At 68.4% G+C, this 17,280-nt stretch carries 14 protein-coding genes; 7 read left to right on the forward strand and 7 right to left on the reverse strand.

The window, feature by feature from the left end; translation table 11 throughout:
• Positions 1-85 precede the first annotated feature (85 nt).
• Positions 86-823 carry a VOC family protein gene (locus NM2_RS05465; RefSeq protein ID WP_067664743.1) on the reverse strand — a complete coding sequence of 246 codons (738 nt, stop codon included), beginning with the start codon at positions 821-823 and terminating at the stop codon, positions 86-88.
• 183 nt (positions 824-1,006) lie between these two features.
• Here NM2_RS05465 and NM2_RS05470 point away from each other — a divergent pair, with 183 nt between their 5' ends.
• Complete coding sequence (locus NM2_RS05470) at positions 1,007-2,269, forward strand: MFS transporter (protein ID WP_084530528.1); 1,263 nt, start codon at positions 1,007-1,009, stop codon at positions 2,267-2,269.
• Here NM2_RS05470 and NM2_RS51370 read toward each other — a convergent pair.
• Positions 2,251-2,550, reverse strand: coding sequence for a DUF3099 domain-containing protein (locus tag NM2_RS51370; protein ID WP_067665054.1), 300 nt, complete (start codon positions 2,548-2,550; stop codon positions 2,251-2,253). The genes NM2_RS05470 and NM2_RS51370 overlap by 19 nt on opposite strands.
• 286 nt (positions 2,551-2,836) lie before the next feature.
• Here NM2_RS51370 and NM2_RS05480 point away from each other — a divergent pair, with 286 nt between their 5' ends.
• From NM2_RS05480 to NM2_RS05495, 4 genes are all read left to right on the forward strand, one after another.
• On the forward strand, positions 2,837-3,088 hold the full coding sequence (locus NM2_RS05480; protein ID WP_169816109.1) for a DUF3039 domain-containing protein: 252 nt from the start codon (positions 2,837-2,839) through the stop codon (positions 3,086-3,088).
• 495 nt (positions 3,089-3,583) lie between these two features.
• The gene (locus NM2_RS05485; RefSeq protein WP_218025854.1) at positions 3,584-6,046 is read left to right on the forward strand and encodes an MFS transporter; all 2,463 of its coding nucleotides are present in this window, start codon (positions 3,584-3,586) and stop codon (positions 6,044-6,046) included.
• Positions 6,047-6,128: 82 nt separating this feature from the next.
• On the forward strand, positions 6,129-6,602 hold the full coding sequence (locus NM2_RS05490; RefSeq protein WP_067664749.1) for a MarR family winged helix-turn-helix transcriptional regulator: 474 nt from the start codon (positions 6,129-6,131) through the stop codon (positions 6,600-6,602).
• A 105-nt stretch (positions 6,603-6,707) separates the two neighbouring features.
• Entirely contained in the window at positions 6,708-7,406 is a 699-nt protein-coding gene (locus NM2_RS05495; RefSeq protein WP_067664751.1) for a phosphoribosylanthranilate isomerase, read from the forward strand.
• On the opposite strand, the gene NM2_RS05500 is transcribed toward NM2_RS05495, so the two are convergent.
• The gene (locus tag NM2_RS05500; RefSeq protein WP_157120893.1) at positions 7,345-8,181 is read right to left on the reverse strand and encodes a DMT family transporter; all 837 of its coding nucleotides are present in this window, start codon (positions 8,179-8,181) and stop codon (positions 7,345-7,347) included. The two genes, NM2_RS05495 and NM2_RS05500, sit on opposite strands and share 62 nt — an antisense overlap.
• Before the next feature lie 24 nt (positions 8,182-8,205).
• Positions 8,206-9,519: a prenyltransferase/squalene oxidase repeat-containing protein gene (locus tag NM2_RS05505; RefSeq protein WP_067664755.1), complete on the reverse strand. Its 1,314-nt coding sequence runs from the start codon at positions 9,517-9,519 to the stop codon at positions 8,206-8,208.
• Between the two features lie 736 nt (positions 9,520-10,255).
• On the opposite strand from NM2_RS05505, the gene NM2_RS05510 reads away from it, so the two are divergent.
• Positions 10,256-13,093: a helix-turn-helix transcriptional regulator gene (locus NM2_RS05510; RefSeq protein WP_067664757.1), complete on the forward strand. Its 2,838-nt coding sequence runs from the start codon at positions 10,256-10,258 to the stop codon at positions 13,091-13,093.
• 180 nt (positions 13,094-13,273) lie between these two features.
• Here the strand turns inward: NM2_RS05510 and NM2_RS05515 are convergent, their stop codons facing one another.
• The 3 genes from NM2_RS05515 to NM2_RS05525 form a co-directional block, all read right to left on the reverse strand.
• Positions 13,274-13,915 (reverse strand): TetR/AcrR family transcriptional regulator, encoded by a 642-nt coding sequence (locus tag NM2_RS05515; RefSeq protein WP_067664759.1) that lies wholly within the window; start codon positions 13,913-13,915, stop codon positions 13,274-13,276.
• 70 nt (positions 13,916-13,985) lie between these two features.
• On the reverse strand, positions 13,986-15,491 hold the full coding sequence (locus NM2_RS05520; protein ID WP_067664761.1) for an FAD-dependent monooxygenase: 1,506 nt from the start codon (positions 15,489-15,491) through the stop codon (positions 13,986-13,988).
• Positions 15,492-15,580: 89 nt separating this feature from the next.
• Positions 15,581-16,237 carry a TetR/AcrR family transcriptional regulator gene (locus NM2_RS05525; RefSeq protein ID WP_067664763.1) on the reverse strand — a complete coding sequence of 219 codons (657 nt, stop codon included), beginning with the start codon at positions 16,235-16,237 and terminating at the stop codon, positions 15,581-15,583.
• A 237-nt stretch (positions 16,238-16,474) separates the two neighbouring features.
• On the opposite strand from NM2_RS05525, the gene NM2_RS05530 reads away from it, so the two are divergent.
• The gene (locus tag NM2_RS05530) at positions 16,475-17,257 is read left to right on the forward strand and encodes a spirocyclase AveC family protein (RefSeq protein WP_067664765.1); all 783 of its coding nucleotides are present in this window, start codon (positions 16,475-16,477) and stop codon (positions 17,255-17,257) included.
• Positions 17,258-17,280 lie beyond the last annotated feature (23 nt).

Consider the following 17,280-nt stretch of genomic DNA (forward strand, 5'->3'; position numbering starts at 1 on the left):
GCCACCAGGTCATCGGCACAGCGAACGGACCCCGATCCGGCGGCGAGGCTATATCCAAGCGCTGCAACGGATTCCGCCGCCACGATCACGACTTTGCCTTCCCTGTGACCGGATCGCGGTCGGTGAGGCAGTAGATTCCGCCGACCGGATCTCGCATCACCGTCCAGGCGGCGCCCTCGTCGATGCGCCGCGCGCCGAGATCCTGATGCCAGGCGGCCACGTCCTCACGATTCGAGCAGGCCAGATCCAGATGCGCGGCGGGCGAGCGGTCCTGGGTCAAGCGCTGCAACAGGATTCGGATCGGGAGGTGATCCGGCACCGCCAGGCGGGTGAACTCCGGTTCGGACGTCTCCGCCAAGTCCCACCCGGTCAGCGCGGACCAGAAGCGGACCTCGTCGTCGAAGGCGCTCGGGCCGAAATCGAGGCAGATCTGGTCGAGGCGGCTGACCGAATCACCGGGCGAATCGACGGGCGGCGGGACCTGTCGCCCGTTCTCCGTGGTGAGACAGAACGCGAGACCACGCGGTGAGCGCATCAGCGCCCAACCGCCGTGATCGGCGACGACGCGCGCCCCGAGCCCGCGGGCGTGATCACGAACGGCCGCGAGATCGTCCACATCGAGATCCAGATGCGCGCCACCGGAATCGCCGACCGCCTGGATCCGCAGGCACGGATCACCTCGAGCGGGTAGCAGAGTCGCGAATTCGCCTTGCTCACCGCGACGTTCGGACGGGTTCGTGCGCGTCACCGTCGTCCAGAACGACGCGGCCTCCTCGAAGCGGTCCGCCGGGCGATCGATGAACGCACAATTCCACCGGATCATCGCATCCTCCAGAAGTTGGCCAGATATCGACGGATTGTGGCATTCAGGCCACTCGTGGCGCAACCGTCTCTCCGGCACGCTCGTCGGGTGACCCAATTGCAGGACCCCACCTCGGAGTCGAACGAACGCGTCGCGCCGGATACCGGAGCGCCGAACCCGGCACGCTCATCGCGCCTGGCCCGCATGCCGATTCATCCGGCCTGGTTCGTGGCCGTCGCGGGATTCGTGGCGTTGATCGGGGCGGCCGGATTCCGGTCGGTGCCCAGTGTGCTGATGGATCCGCTGCATCGGGAGTTCGGCTGGTCGCACGGGACGATCGGGGCGGCGGTTTCGCTGAATGTGCTGCTGTACGGGGTGATCTCACCGTTCGCGGCGGCACTGATGGACCGGTTCGGCATCCGGCGGGTGGTGGCCTGCGCGCTGGTGCTGGTGGCGGCCGGCAGTGGGCTGACGGTGTTCATGACCCGGCCCTGGCAACTGATGGCGACCTGGGGACTACTGGTCGGGCTGGGTGTCGGCTCGATGTCGATGCCGTTCGTGGCCACCATCACCGGACGCTGGTTCATCCGGCATCGCGGACTGGTCACCGGTGTGCTCACCGCGGCCGGGGCCACCGGACAGCTGGTGTTCCTGCCGCTGATCTCGGCGCTGGCGCAGGCGCACGGCTGGCGCACGCCGTCACTCGTGGTCGCGGGTGCGGCGCTGGCGGTGGTTCCGCTGGTGCTGCTGTTGATCCGGGATTTCCCCAGCGATATCGGCGCCAGGGCCTACGGGGCCGAACCGGACAGCCGGGCGGGGGTTCGGACCGTCCTGCGCGGTGGGGCGGCGCGTGCGGTGACGGTGCTGTTCCGGGTGGGGCGCACACACCGATTCTGGTTGCTGGCAGGCGGTTTCGCGGTGTGCGGCGCGTCGACCAACGGGCTGGTCGGCACCTATTTCGTCAGTGCGGCGCACGATCACGGCATGCCGCCCACCACCGCGGCGGGACTGCTCGCCACGGTCGGCATCTTCGACGTCGCCGGGACCATCGCGTCGGGCTGGCTCACCGACCGCATCGAATCCCGGTACCTGCTGATGACCTACTACGGGCTGCGCGGGTTGTCGCTGGTGATCCTGCCCTCGCTGCTCGCGCCGCGGACCGAGCCGAGCATGTGGGTGTTCATCGTGTTCTACGGGCTGGACTGGATCGCGACGGTGCCGCCCACAGTTGCCTTGTGCCGCAAGTACTTCGGCGACGACGGCCCGGTCGCGTTCGGCTGGGTGTTCGCCTCCCACCAGATCGGCGCGGCCCTGGCGGCCACCGGCGCGGGCATCATCCGCGACGTTCGCGGCAGCTACGATCTGGCCTGGTACATCGCGGGCGCGCTGTGCGCGATCGCCATGGTGATGTCCGCATTCATCCGTTCGAAGAAAACGGGTACCCCCGCTCAGCCGTCTATCGAATGATGGTGGCCCGACTCGATGGCCTTGTGTTCGGCGCGGCGGCCGTCCCAGCGGCTCGGCTCGTCCTTGCGGCGCGGCGGCCGGTCGTTGGCGACGAGCACCGCGATCCACGGGAGCGGGACCGAGACGCCGATGATGGCCAGCGAGATGAGCGCGTTGTGCCACAGCCCGTACGCGCCCGCGGCCAGCACCAGGCACGGAATTCGGAAACCCATCAGCAGCATGTACCGGCGCACCCGGTCCCGGTGTTGCTGTTCCAGTGACGGCGCGGCCTCGGTGATCAGGACCGGGGCGTCTTGCTTGGGCGCGCGGAAGAACCCGCCCTCGCTGCGGGGCGGCGGAGGCGGAACAGCTCCGGTCGGAGGGAACTGCACCTCGGGATCGGGCTCGTGCTGCGCGGCGTCGCCCTTGCGCCCCGCTTCGTCGCGGGGTTCACCGCCATCCACCGGCCGGCCGGGGACTTCGGCATCGGGAATTTCGCCATCACGCTGCATACCTCGAGTCTTCCACTCCCCGAGATCGGATGCACACGGCGTGATCGCGGCCGCCGGGCAGCGGCCCGGCAGTGGGATGCGGCATCATGGAGGGGTGAGCACCGATACCATCGTCCGCCCGGATACGACCACCGACGAGTCGACCGACAGCGACACCCCCAAGTTCTTCCACTATGTGAAGAAGGACAAGATCGCCGAGAGTGCCGTCATGGGCACCCACGTGGTGGCCCTGTGCGGCGAGGTGTTCCCGGTCACCCGCTCGGCCAAGCCCGGCTCCCCGGTCTGCCCGGACTGCAAGCGCGTGTACGAAATGATGAAGAAGGACTAGCGGTTCCCGCTGGTCAGATCTTTGCGGCCCGCTGAACTGGGCCGCAGAGTCGCATTCTGGTGCCCATTTCGAATGGGTTCGGCAGTTCCACCATGCGGCGGATGCCCTGGTTGATGTAGTGGCGCTCCGTCTCGCCCGGCCACGAATAAAGTTGCTTACGGCAACCAATTGTTAGATACTTGCCTTAGGCAACCAAGTGGGAGCGGTTCGGGGCATCGAAGGGACGGGTGCCGCGAACTGCTCACACGGCTGGGTGGACCGGACGTGGTCATCGGACCGTCAGGCGGCTGTATGCCGCATGTCGTTCGCCGCGCAGGCTCTGTCGCACTCCCGGCGTCGCGCCGACACGGCGAGCCGTGCACGCGACCCGAACTCGGTTGTCGGCAGGCACGTCGCTGAGCCCCGCTGAACTCCCCACCCGGCTCACGCGGACGTTGTCACGTATGGCGAGCACCGTCCCCACCCCCGGACTCCTCGGGCGCGAAAGGAAGTTAGATGGCAACCGCAGCACCGGCCGCCGAGGCGCGGGCGACGGCACCTGATTCAGGTGTCCCGATGTCCCATCGGCAGATCATGGAAGCTCTATCCGGGCTGCTGCTCGGGCTGTTCGTGACGATCCTGTCGTCCACCGTCGTGTCGAACGCGCTGCCGACGATCATCGCCGATCTGCACGCGAGCCAGACCACCTACACCTGGGTGATCACCGGGACGCTGCTCTCGATGACGATCACGACGCCGATCTGGGGCAAGCTCGCCGACCTGGTGAGCAAGAAGCTCCTGATCCAGCTCGCCCTGGTGATCTTCGTCGTCGGCTCGGCCATCGCCGGTCAGGCGCACAACCCCGCGATGCTGATCACGGCCCGGGTCATCCAGGGCCTGGGCGCCGGTGGACTCAGCGCCCTGGTGCAGGTGATCATGGCGGCGATGATCTCGCCACGCGAACGTGGCCGCTACTCCGGCTATACGGGCGCGGTCTTCGCCCTGGCCACCGTCGGCGGTCCGCTCATCGGCGGTCTCATCGTCGACACCTCCTGGCTCGGCTGGCGGTGGTGCTTCTACGTGGGCGTGCCGTTCGCCGTCATCGCGCTGATCGTCCTGCAGAAGACCCTGCACCTCCCGGTGAGCAAGCGGAAGGTCAAGATCGACTGGCTCGGCGCGACGCTGGTTTCCGGCGCGGCCGCGCTGCTGCTGCTCTGGGTCTCGTTCGCCGGCAGCAAGTACGACTGGCTGTCGTGGCAGACCGGCGCGATGGTCGGCGGCGCGGTCGTGCTGGCGGCGCTGTTCGTCGTGGCGGAGAACTTCGCGAGCGAGCCGATCGTGCCGATGCGGCTGTTCCGGATCCGCACCCTGTCGCTGTCCACGCTGGCCAGCCTGTTCGTCGGCGTCGCGATGTTCGGCGCGACGACCTTCCTGAGCCAGTACTTCCAGCTGGCCCGCGGCGACTCGCCGACCAAGGCGGGCCTGATGACGCTGCCGATGATCGGCGGCCTGGCCGTCGCGTCGACGATCTCCGGGCGCTTCGTCAGCACCACGGGTCGCTGGAAGAACATCCTGGTGCTCGGCGCCGTGGCGATGACCGCCGGTTACGGCCTGCTGAGCATGGTGCGTTACGACACCTCCTACTGGCAGGTGGCGATCTACATGCTCTTCGTCGGGGCGGGCCTGGGCATGACCATGCAGAACCTGGTGCTGTGCGTGCAGAACCAGGTCCGGCCGCAGGAGCTCGGCGTGGCGAGCTCGACCGTCTCCTTCTTCCGCTCGCTCGGCGGTGCGATCGGCGTCTCGGCGCTCGGCGCGCTGCTGGGCAACCGGGTCACCCGTTACATGACGGACGGCCTGGCGAGCATCGGCATCCACAACCTCGGCGGGGGTGGCTCGGTACCGAAGCTGTCCGCGCTTCCGGCCCCGATCCGGGCGATCGTCCAGGCCGCCTACGGTCACGGCGTCGGCGACGTCTTCATGTACGCCGCGCCGTGCGCACTGATCGCGGTGATCGTGATCCTGTTCATCAAGGAAGTGCCGCTGCGCACGTCCAACAGCCAGGAGCCGCCGACCGGCGTGGTCGCCGCCGCGCCCGTGCCGGACGCCTCGGCGCGCGGTCGGCACGCCCGGCGTCCCGAGGTGGCCACCGCCGCGCTGTCCAACGGCCACGGCACCGCTCCGATGCAGGCGTACGACTCCGTCCGGGCGGGAGAGCCGCAGGACAGCGGCACGATCCGCGGTTTCGTCCGCAACGGCGGCGCTCCGGTGCCCCGTGCCGTGCTCACGCTGATCGACGTCGGCGGGCGCCAGATCGGCCGCGCGACCACCGGTGACGACGGACGCTACGTCCTGTCCGCTCCCGGTAGCGGCACCTACGTGCTGATCGCCGCGGCGGGAGATCACGACCCGCAGGCCGCGACCATTTCGGTCGGCGACCAGCCGGTCGACTTCGACGTGGCGCTCACCGGTTCCGGCAGCCTCGCCGGAGTCGTCCGGGGCGTGCACGGCGCACCCATCGAAGGCGCGATGGTCGTCGTCGCGGACGGACGCGGTGAGGTCGTCGCCAGCGGCACGACCGACGCTGACGGCGGCTTCCTCATCTCCGCGGTGACCGCCGGCGGCTACACGCTCGCGGTCAGCGCCGACAGGTACCGGCCGGCCGCCATGCCGGTCGAGGTCGGCAGCGGCCAGACCCACCAGCAGGTCGAACTGCTGCTCGGCATGCGGGCCCACGGCACGATCCGGGCGGAGGGCCGCGGCCCGATCGCCGACGCACGCGTCACGCTGCTCGACGCGGCCGGGAACGTGGTCGGCGTGATGACCACCGGCCCGGACGGCGAGTACGACTTCCCCGGTCTGACCGGTGGTCGGTACACCGTCACGGCCACCGGGTACCCGGTGGTGGCGAGCGGGATCGACCTGACCGGCCGCGGCGACGAGCCGCACGACCTGCTGCTCGGCCACCCCGCCGAATGACACGGGCCCGCCGGGCCGCCGACCGTGGCGGTCCGGCGGACACCGATAAGGTGGCCCGGTACGGAGGGCAGATGAAGCAAGGATGACGAACGGGACCACGCCCGCCCGCGAACACGAGGCGTACCGGGCGATCGAGCACGAACTCGGCGTGCTGTTCCGCCGTGCGCGGGCGCTGTCCGCCGAGATGGCCCGCCGGGTGCACCCGGAGCTCGAGCCCGCGGCGTACGGACTGCTGATCGGCATGTACGACCGCGCCCGCTCCCGGCCCAGCGATCTGGCCGAGTACTTCGGCGTCGGCAAGGCCACCATCAGCCGGCAGGTGAAGGTGCTGGAACAGCTCGGGCTGATCGAGCGCCGACCCGACCCCGATGACGGCCGCGCGCACCTGCTGGTCCTCACCGACGAGGGACGCCGGAGGCTGGAGACCGCCCGCACCGCCCGGCAGCAACGCTTCCACGCGATGCTCGCCACCTGGCCGGCGGAGGATGTACGCATGCTGGGCCGGATGCTCGCCCGGTTCAACGACCTCACCGAGAGCAAGATGGACCGCCTCTGAGGATGGCGGGGTCTTCCCGGTGCGCGCGGAGCGTTCATACTGAGGGTGCAATCGATAACGACGTGGCCCGCCGGATAGGCACAGTCCGGGCAGTATCGTGTGCCGATGATCAACGTCCGAGCGAAAATCTGCGGCATCCGGAGCGAATCCGATCTCCGGGCCGTCGTCGCGGCCGATGCCGATGCGGCCGGGTTCATTTCGGGCACAACCCATTTCAGTGAGGACGTACTCGACGCCGAGCGGGCCCGGCGACTGTCGCGGCTGGTGCCCGCGTCGATGGAGCGCGTGCTGGTCACCCATCTCACCGACGCGGGCGACGTGCTGCGCCTCGCCGACCGGATCGGCGTGGACTGCATCCAGTTGCACGGGCTGATCTCGCTCGACACCGTGCGCGCGGTCCAGCGGGACGCGGCCGGGCGGCGGGTGATCCGCGCGGTCCACGTCACCGGGCCCGACGCGGTCGGCGCGGCCATGCGAGCGGCGCCGAATTGCGATGGGATAGTGCTCGATTCGCGGTCCGCGGACCGGCTCGGCGGAACCGGGCGCACGCACGACTGGTCGATCAGCGCACGCATCGTCGGCCTGCTCGCCGAATCGGAATTCCCGGTCATGCTGGCCGGGGGCCTCAACCCGCGCAACATCGACGCGGCCATCGCCGCGGTGGGACCGTCCTGGGTCGATGTGAATTCCGGCGTCGACGACTCACGCGGCGACAAGAATCCCTCGGATTGCAGCGACTTCGTCAGGGCGGCACACGCCGTCGCGGCACTGAACGCTGCTCCAGCCCGACCGCGAGCAGAATGAGCACGCCCGCCGCGGCGGTCGCGGGAGTGGGCAGAGTTCGGGTGCATGCCGCCCCCACCAGGGTGGCCACCACCGCCTCGTTGAGCCCGACGACGCTGGCCGTCGCCGCGTCCAGCCACCGCAACGCCTGCCAGTAGAGGGCGAATCCGGGTCCCAGTAGCGTGGCGCCCACCGCGGCCAGCTCGGCGGCGACCGGCAGCGACGGTGGATCGAGCGCGAGCAGTGGGCTGCTCGCGACCCCACCCAGCAACAGCTGCAGTGCCGCGGCGGTGATCGTATGGTTCGGCCCCGGCTGTCGCACTATCACGCTGACCAGCATCGCCACGCACGCCGCACTGCCCAGCGCCAGTGCGCATCCGGCCACGGCCGGCCACGCGGCCGCACTGCCCGAGTGGCGTCCGGCGACCAGCCAGATCGCCCCCGCGACCAGGAGCAGTTCGAGCAATACCGGAAGCGTCGGCGCGCGTCGTCCGCGAAGCAGCGACGCGGCGATGATCAGAACCGGCGCCGTCAGGTGCAGGGCGACCACCACCGGCAGCGGGCCGATTCGCAGCGCCGCGATGTAAAGCGTCAGATTCGCGGCCTCCAGCACACCCAGCTTCACGTACAACGCCGGGTGGGCGGTGAGCGTTGCCCAGGGGCGCTGTGCGCGCAACCACGCCGACACCAGCAGCGGCACCGCACCGCCGAGGGCGACCAGACCCGCCGTGGTCGGGGCCCCCAGTGCCGCCAGCAGTGCGCTGGAGGTACCCCACAGGCAGGTCACGGCGATCATGAGGGCGATCGGACCGGCCATAGGCTAGGTCAGCAGATAGGTGACCACGGGCAGCACGAGTGCGGTGAACGCGACGAATACCGCGCTCGCCACTCGCTTTTTCGGTAATCGCGGAAAATGCGTGGCCAGCCCGCAGTAGGCGCCGAAGGCCATGAGCGCCGTGCCCCACACCACCAGGGCCCGGCTGGCGATCGTGCCGTATACGGTGTCGAAGCCCACCGCCAACGCGAATATCGTGGTGCCGGCCGCCGCGCCGAGCACCAACAACGCCTCTCCCGCAGTGGAATTCATCAACATGCGGTGGCCGCGCACCGAGGCGATCGCCTGCGGATCGGTGCGATGGGCGCCGTCGGCCCGGCAGATCTCGTCGTACACCTTCGCCGGGTTCACTCGTTCATTGATCGCCGGCCGCACCTGCAGCAGGGCTTCCAGCGCCTGCGTGGTGGCGTAGGAGGTCACCGGACCCTCGTCGGAGATGCGGAACCCGCCCCGATAGATGGCCAGCGCATCCATCTCCTGCATGTCGAGCAGCGCGACGATCGCCGCACGCACCGCGGGATCGAAAATGGTGCGGCTGTCGGCGGAGATCACCGCACCGACCGCCAGATGCAGGGTGAGATGGCGCCAGGTGTCGACGAGATCGTCACGGCGGAAGATCTCGGTCTCGATCTCGCATTCGGCTCGGCGCAGCCCGGTCAGCAACCGTTCGACGGCCAAGGCGCAGGCCCGCTCGGCGCGCTTGTCACCGATCCGGACGATCTCGGGGCGCGCGAGCACGGTGGCGATGTGCGCCGCCGCGTAGATCGGCAGGGAACGCGGGTCCTGAAACATCGCCGAGACCAGATAGTCGATGCCGCGCGAGATGGCTTGCTGCCGTTCACCGTCGAAGCCGCCGTCACCGATGAGCGCCTCGACCGCGGCGGCGGTCGCGGTGATCGATACCGGGCCGAGGAAACCCGATATCCGCCATCCACCGGTTTCGGAATCCTGTTGGTCCAGTAGGGATCGCACGGCTCCGGCCAGATCGGGATCGGACTCCTCGATCTCCAGGCAGCGCAGCGCGCGAATGCGCCACGCGACGTCGATCGGGGTACGGAAGTACCATTCGTCGCCGTTCGGCCGTTGCACGACCGTTGCCCGCACCAACATGGCGACCTTTGCGGCGCGCGGGATTTCGCACCCGGCGCGATGCAGAACGCAGACCACCTCGGCGGTGTTCTGCGGATTGGGCGGCACATCGGGTATCCAGCCCCAGCCCGCGCCACCGCTGAGATGCGGGATCTGGCTGCCGCGCAGCCATTCCACGGCCATCCGGATACGCTCGTCGATGTTCGACACGGCCCTCCACCCCCTTCAGTACGTTGCCCCACAGACTTTCGATCGGGCGATGATAACCGCCAAGTTACTCGGTTGATCCGACAACCCGCCCGTCCCGAAAATGTCCGAATCGATTGGTAGCGAACATATTTCGGTTCCATATCGGAGCCCCGGCCGCGTCCGCCGCGGTGGCGTCACGAGATCCGCAGGCAGCGAACCGGATCCGCGACGCCGTGCACCCTGGGCACGTATGTGCGGCCGCAGGTTTATCATTGGTTCGCCATCGCGTGACCGGAACTGTGCCGGTCCGAGTTCGGATTGCAATCCATATTCCGGTGAATCCAGCCGCGACCGCCCGCGTGCCGAGCAAATCCCGTGACATAGCTCGACTTCCACGCCAGTGGGACCAGCACCGCAGTGCGGGAGTCGAACACAGCGGCCCCCCAGGCCACCGAGCCGAAGGCGCGGCTACCGCGCCGACCCATCGGGCGCACAGCACCCGGCCGTCAGCTGCCGCGCGTGCTCGGGGAAGTTGTTCTGCCGCAGTCGCAGTTGTCACGGGACAGTCCGCGGACCCGCAGCCCGATGTCGCGGCCGGTGATCGAAGTCGCGGACAACCGTCGCGGATAACCGCTGTGGACGCGGCGGGACAGCCGACACCGATTCGATTCGCATTGCGCAGGGTGCCGGGCGCGGCGGAATCGACTGTCTCGGCATTGCAGGGAGTTTCGATCGGCGACGTGGCAGGATCGCAGGTGTGGCAGGCAGAACCGGAAGCATCCGATTGGTGGGACGGCAGGGCGATTTCGCCCGGATCTCCGCAGTTGCCGAGCAAGCCGCGGCGGGCCGCGGCGGGATCGTGGTCATCACCGGCGAACCGGGAATCGGCAAGACCTCGTTGCTGAATGCGGTGAGCGAGTTGGCGTCCACGCACGGGGCACGGCTGCTCCGGGGCACAGCTACGGAGATCGAGCAGGAGGTGCCCTATGCCGCGCTGGGCTGGTGCCTGGGTTTCGGCCACGGCACGCCCGATCCATCGGCGGCACAGCTCCATTCGTTGCTGCGCGGCACCGATCTGCCCGGTGACGGCGCGTTCAGCAGGCATTTCGCCGTCGTCGAGGCGCTGCTGGCCCTGCTGGATCAATGGTGCACCGCGAGTCCGGTGATATTGATATTGGACGATGCCAATTGGGCCGACCCGGCCAGTCTGGCGGCACTGGAGAGGCTCGGCGAGATCGTCACCGAACTCCCGTTGATGATCGTCATGGCGATCCGGCCGCTGCCGCGGGGGGAAAGCCTGGCAGCGCTGCTGAAGCAGTTCCACGCCTGGGGCGCCGCACAACTGCAGCTGAAACCACTGACCGAACCCGAAGTCGCGACTCTGATCGAAGACACGCTCGGTGCTGTGCCCGGCCCGGCATTGACCGCTGCCGTCGCAGGCGCGGGCGGTAACCCTTTCTATGTTGTCGAGCTGGTGGCGGGCCTGCGGCAGGCGGACGCACTCACCGCCGTCGGCCGCGGGATCACCGAGCTGGCGACGGCTCCCGCCGGGCAGCCGGAGCGATTCCCGCTGCCCGAGTCGCTCACCGAAACCGTCGAGCGCAGACTGGATTTCCTGCCTCGCACGGCGCGGCACGTATTGACGATGGCCGCGGCTCTGGGAACCAGCGTCGAGGCGATGGAGCTTTCGACGGTCCTGGACTTGGCGGTCATGGAGATCTGGGAGGCCATCAGCATCGCCACCGAGGCGGGCCTGCTGGTCAAATCCGGCGACGAGCTGATCTTTCGGCATGATCTGCTACGTCAGGTATTCGCCGATCAGGTGCCCACATCGGCCCGCACGTCTCTGCAGCTTCGCGCGGGCCGCGTTCTGATCGCGGCGGGCGCCCCGGCCGAACGTATCGCCAACTATCTGCTGGCAGGCGACGCTCCCCTGGACGACCAGAGCCTGCGATGGCTGGCCGAAACCGCGGACACGCTCACCGTTCGAGCCCCCGAGCTGGCCATAAATCTGCTCGCCGGGGTGGTGGCCGGTTCCGGATCGGACCATGCGGCCCACGAAAACTTTCGCGTGCAGCATGTCCGGGCTCTGCTGTGGAGCGGCCGCGCGGCCGAAGCGGAGACCACGGCCAAGGCCGTACTCGCGAGCCGGACCCCGACCGCACCGGGCTCGGCGAATGACAAAGCGCTGCGGTGGCTGCTCGTGCGCGCCTACTACGCTCAGGGCCGCCTCGACGACGCGGCCACCACGGCGAACCTCGTCCTGGCCCAGCCGGGCCTGACCCAGTGGGAAGAGGGCCTCTACAACTCGTTCCTCGCCCTGTTCTACTTCTTCGACGAAAAATTCGATGTCGCCGAACAAGCCGCGACGCGAGCCATATCGATCGGTGACGAACTCGACGACCCGCTGACCGTCGGCTTGGGTTGCACCACCCTTGGCGGACTTCGATACACCCAGGGTTATCTGGACCAGGCTCTCGCACTCGGCGAGCGGGTCGCCGCCGCGTACGAAACATGTCAGCGCTCGGGGAATCGACTGGATCAGCTCGATCCCTATGTGCTCCGGGCTCATTCGTTGATCGAACTCGACCGGCCTGCCGAAGCCGAGGAGGTTCTCGGCCGTGCCGTGGTCGATGGTTTGCAGAACCGTGGACTGCATCTGGTGTCGCGAGCCCGGCTGTATTTCCTGAGCGGCCGCTGGGACGACGCGCTGGCCGAAATTCTTGCCCGCCAAGGCTTGCCGGATATCTTCGGCCACGGTGTGGTGACCAATAGCATGACCGCGCTGATCGCGGTGCACCGCGGAACTTTCGATGCCGGTCTCAACTGGGCGGGACCGGATGACCGGGTCGGCAGCCAGACATATCTGCACTTCGATTCCTGGGTCGACGCGCTGTTGCTGGAATCGCGGGGCCGGCCGAGCGAGGCGCTGGCCATACTCGCCGAGGCATGTCGGAAACTGGCTTCGGGCCTGGCCGGATCGACCGTGTATTACGCCTATCCCGACGTCGCTCGCTTGGCGGTGGCCTGCGGCAACCGACAGGTTCTCGACGAGATATCGACCGCGGCCCAGGCGCTCGATGCCCGCTATTCGACTCTCAGCAGGCGCGGCACAGTGTTGTTGTGCCGCGGATTGTCGCTCGACCAGCCCGAACTGCTCGAGCAATCGGCGCAGGCTTTCCACGGTGCCGGACGTCCACTCTATGAGGGACAGGCCCGCGAAGAACTCGCCGTAATTCTTGCGCGCCAGGGCCGGACCGCGGACGCTCGGTCGGCGTTGGACGCGGCGATTCGTTCATACGCGGGCATGGACGCCCAATGGGACATTTCCCGAGCCGAGTCGCGACTGCGTGAACATGGTGTCCGGCGGGGTTCGCGAGGCCCTCGCAAACGGCCGAAGACCGGCTGGCAGGCACTCACGCCCACGGAGCAGAAGGTCGCCGAACTGGTCGCACAGGGAGGATCCAACTCCGAGATCGCCACTCGGATGTTTCTGTCCAGGCGGACCGTGCAAACCCACGTGTCCAGCATCCTGAACAAACTCAGTCTGCAATCCCGCGTCCAGGTAGCGGTCAGTCTCGCCCGCCAGGCGTGAACAGATGCGTCGGCCGTCACGATCCGCCACGAGTTCGTCCTGCCCTTCACCATCGGTCATCCCGATGTCGCCAGGGGACCACTGCCGGCAGATCTGTACGCGCAGGCCAGAAGTCGGCTCGGCCGGCGGCTGTGTGACGGAGACACTCCGATCGGCGATCCGGGTGCGGGAGCGGCCGGATCACTCCGGTGGCTGGACTCCGAGTTGGCGAAGTACCGCGTAAACGCGCTGACGTAGGGACTCCTCGGTCGGGGGATCGGGGTGCAGCAGGCTTGGGAAAAGGGCCGTGCCGACCACGGTGTCCAGGAGTAGTTCGGGGTCGGTGTCGGGAGGTAGGCCGCCGAGTTCGATCGCCCGGGCGATGGCGGCGTGCGCGAGATCGCGACGGGGTTGCAGGTAGCTGTCCCAGAATGTGCGCAACAGTTCGGGGTGGCTGGATGCGGTGCCGATCATCCGGGCGATCAGGCCGCGCAGGTCCGGGCGGACGATCAACCCGATGATGGTCTCGAGCAGTTCCGTTACCGCACTGCGCAATTCGAGTTCGGTGGGTTCGGTGTCGGTGTCCAGCAGGCGGCGGTAGAGCGCGAGGTCGTCGATGTCGCGCGCTCGGTCGAGGGCCGCGATGAGCAGCGCCTCCTTGTTCGGCCAGCGCCGGTACACGGTCAGCCGGGCCACACCGGCACGCTTGGCGACCTGGTCGATACTGGTCGCGTCCGCGCCGTACTCGGTGAACAGTTCCAGTGCGGCGCGCAGGATCGACTCGTCCGCTCGCGGGTCGCGCGGACGGCCGCGCGACCCGGCGCCGGAAAGCTCCTCGCTCATGCTGGATCCACGCGGAACGAGGACGGGCGCAGCAGATTACGCTCGCCCGCCGCCTCCGGCACCGTCTCGCTCATACCGACCTCCGTTCTTCGTGGCACAGTGCGGTATCCAACCAGCGACCCATTTCTTCCGCGCTCGCGCCTCGCCAGGCGAGGTGGGCATCGGGGCGAATCAGGCACACGTCGTCGAGCGTGCCCGTCGCGGGGGTGATCAGCCGAACCTGTTCCACACCAAGGTATTTCGCCGCCTGCCGCAGGTGGTCGGTAGCGTCGCCGGTGGCCAGGATCGCCCAGCCGGTGCCGAGCCGGCTGTGCAGCGGGGCGTCGTGCCCCTCGGCGTCCCGGGTGGGGATGTTCGGCACGCGATCACCCGGCCGCGGGCCGCTGCGCACGCGCCGGGCCGTCGGTCCCGCCAAGGGTCCGTGGCGATAGTCGATCCCCAGCTGGGAGGCGGCCCGCATGAGCCGACGCTGTACCGCGGGGATGCGCAGCAACGGCGAAAGCGCGGCGAACAACCGCTGACCAGCAGCCGTTTCGGCGAAACCGATCCTGGTCCCGATGCTGGTCGCGGACAGCACCGATTCCGCGATCGGCCGCCGCTCGGCGGAGTAGGTGTCCAGCAGTTCGATTCCGGCCCGCCCGCCGATCACCAGCGCCAGCTTGAACACCAGATTCTCCGCATCCCCGATACCGGTGTTCAAACCCTGGCCACCCAGCGGCGAGTGAATGTGCGCGGCATCCCCGGCCAGCAGTATCCGCCCGCGGCGGTAGGAATCGGCCAGCCTGCGGTTGAACCGGAACACCGATGTCCACGCCGCGCGATCGATCCGCAGATCCGGGATCCCGGCGCGCTCGGCGGCGAAGCGGCACAACAACTTCAGGATCTCGGTCTCGTCCAGTTCGTCGTGGTGATCGTCGGGTACCGGGGCCATCAACCGCCACAGGTCGCCATCCGGATGCGGCAGCGGCATCACCACGAACTGCCCGCCGACGCCGAGGAACGTGCCGATCTCTCCGCGCCGGCCGGGCAGTTCGGCGTGGACATCGGCGAGCAGGAATCGCTCGGTCAGCTGCGATCCCGGAAATCCGATTCCGGCGCTCTTGCGAACCTGGCTGTGCGCACCGTCGCAGCCGATCACCCACTTCGCCCGCACTCGTTCGCCGCCGAGCTCCACATCGACGCCGTCGGCGTCCTGCACCAGCCCGCGCAGCGGCGTGTTCCAGTCGATGCGGCCGCCGAGCGCGGCCAGCCGCTCGCGCAGCTGCGCCTCGATCTCCGTCTGCGGGATCCAGAGCAATCGCGGTCCGGCGGCGTCGAGCGCCGCGCCCACGTCGACGATCTTCCGGCCGTTCACGTGAATCCCGGCGCCGCGCACGTCGGCCGCCCGCTGCGGCAGATCGCCGAGCGCGCCGAGACGTCGCAGCACCTCCGCCCCACGCGGTTGCAGACCCAGTGCCCGCGACGTCGTTGCCGGTCGCGGCGCACTGTCCACCACGCGCACCGCGATCCCGCGCGCGAGCAATCCGCAGGCCGCGGTCAACCCGGTCGGCCCCGCGCCGACGATGAGCACCTCCATGACCCGCTCCCTCCATCCGAATTTATAAACAGAACAGTACTGTTTACAAATTAACTCCGATCGGCGGTCACGGCAACCAGCCGCTTCGGTCAGCCGTGCCGGTGCAGGAAACCGTGCAGGATGGCCTGGGTGAGTTCCTCGACGATCGCCGTTCGCGGCGGCTGCTCGGCGCCGAAGTAGGTCGAACGCAGTGCGGCCATCCCGGCGATCATCGCCACCGTCGAATGCGCCGCCAGAGCCGGATGGTCCGACCGCACTCCCCGCAGACGCATCCCTTCGGCGCTGATCCGGCCGAGCGCGTCGAGCGCCCGCCTGATGTCGGCGATGCCGGTGTCCTCGATCTCCTCCGGGCCGAGGGCCTCCGATGCCAGCAGCGTGACGACCAACCCCCGGTTCTCGACGAACAGGTCGTAGAGCTGTCCGGCGAACTGCCGAGCCAGATCCTGCTCGTCGGTTTCGTCGGGGACGACTTCTCGCCACGTGCGGCCGAACTCGTCCACGAAGCCGGTGAACGGAAGGACCACAGCCTCCCGGAACAGGGCCGCCTTCGAACCGAAGTTGCGGAACAGCAGATGTTCGCTCACCCCGGCGGCCTCGGCGATCTCCCGGGTTGTGGTGCCGCGGTAGTCCTGCCGGGCGAACAGGGTGCGGGCGGCGTCGAGCAGCAGTCGGCGCGGCTCGCCGCGAGGCCGACGCGTCGGCGTCGGATCGGCCGGGCCGCGGCGGCCGGAAGGCTTGTGGGGCACGGTCGTTCGCTCCTGGAAACGGCTCTGGATGGTCGACGGAATTATAAGACAGTGCCCACTGTCCTCATTTAGGATAGTGGCTGCTATCCAAAGCTCCGCGGAGCTCGTTTCGAAAGGGGGCGCGAACATGGGCGCAGGCATCATGCTGGGCACGCTGTTCGGGCTCATCGTCGTCATCTTCGGCGTGGTGTACCGATTCGACCCGGAAGCCCGCCGCCGCAAGCAGGAGCGGGAACTATGACCGAGCCGACACCACTGCTGAGGGTCGCCATCGGCTTCGCGTACGTCGGGGGGCTGGCATTCCTCGCCGCCGGGGTGTACCTGTCCTATCGCCGTCGTCGGCTGCATCCGCTTCTGCTGCTGTGCATTTCGGCGATCTCGTTCTCCTGGATCGAAGCGCCCTACGACTGGGCCGTCTACGCGCAGTTCGCGCCCGCGATCCCGCGCATGCCGTCCTGGTGGCCGCTGAACATGACCTGGGGCGGGCTGCCGTCGGCGGTACCACCCGGCTACATCGCCTATTTCGTGCTGCCCGCCGTGCTCGGCCTGACGCTCGGACGATGGCTGATCGGCAAGTTCCACTGGCGTCGACCGCAGACCCTGCTCGTCGCCGGCCTCGTGGTCGGTTTCGTCTGGGCGTTCCTGTTCAACGCGATCCTGGGTGCGCGATTCGGCGTGTTCTACTACGGCCGGGTCATCCACGGGCTGGCATTGTGGGAGGGGACCAAACATCAGTACCCGCTCTACGACGCGCTCGCGATGGGTGTGCAGATGATGGTCTTCACCTACATCCTGGGCCGGACCGATGCCGCGGGACGCACCGTGATCGACGCAGCGGCCGAACGGATGTCGGCGAACCGCGTGTGGTCCGCGGTGCTGTCCGTCGCCGGGATCGTCGTGCTGGGCACCGCACTCTACGGCGCGGTCTTCGCACCCCATCTGGTGACGAAGATGCAGGGCCGGGTGACCGCCGGCCCCACAGCGCAACTGTTCCCGGGCGTACCGAATCAGCCGAAGTAGATTCACTTCCGAAACCGTTGCCG

The organism is Nocardia miyunensis NBRC 108239 (assembly GCF_001613065.1).
In the GTDB taxonomy this organism is placed as follows: domain Bacteria; phylum Actinomycetota; class Actinomycetes; order Mycobacteriales; family Mycobacteriaceae; genus Nocardia; species Nocardia miyunensis.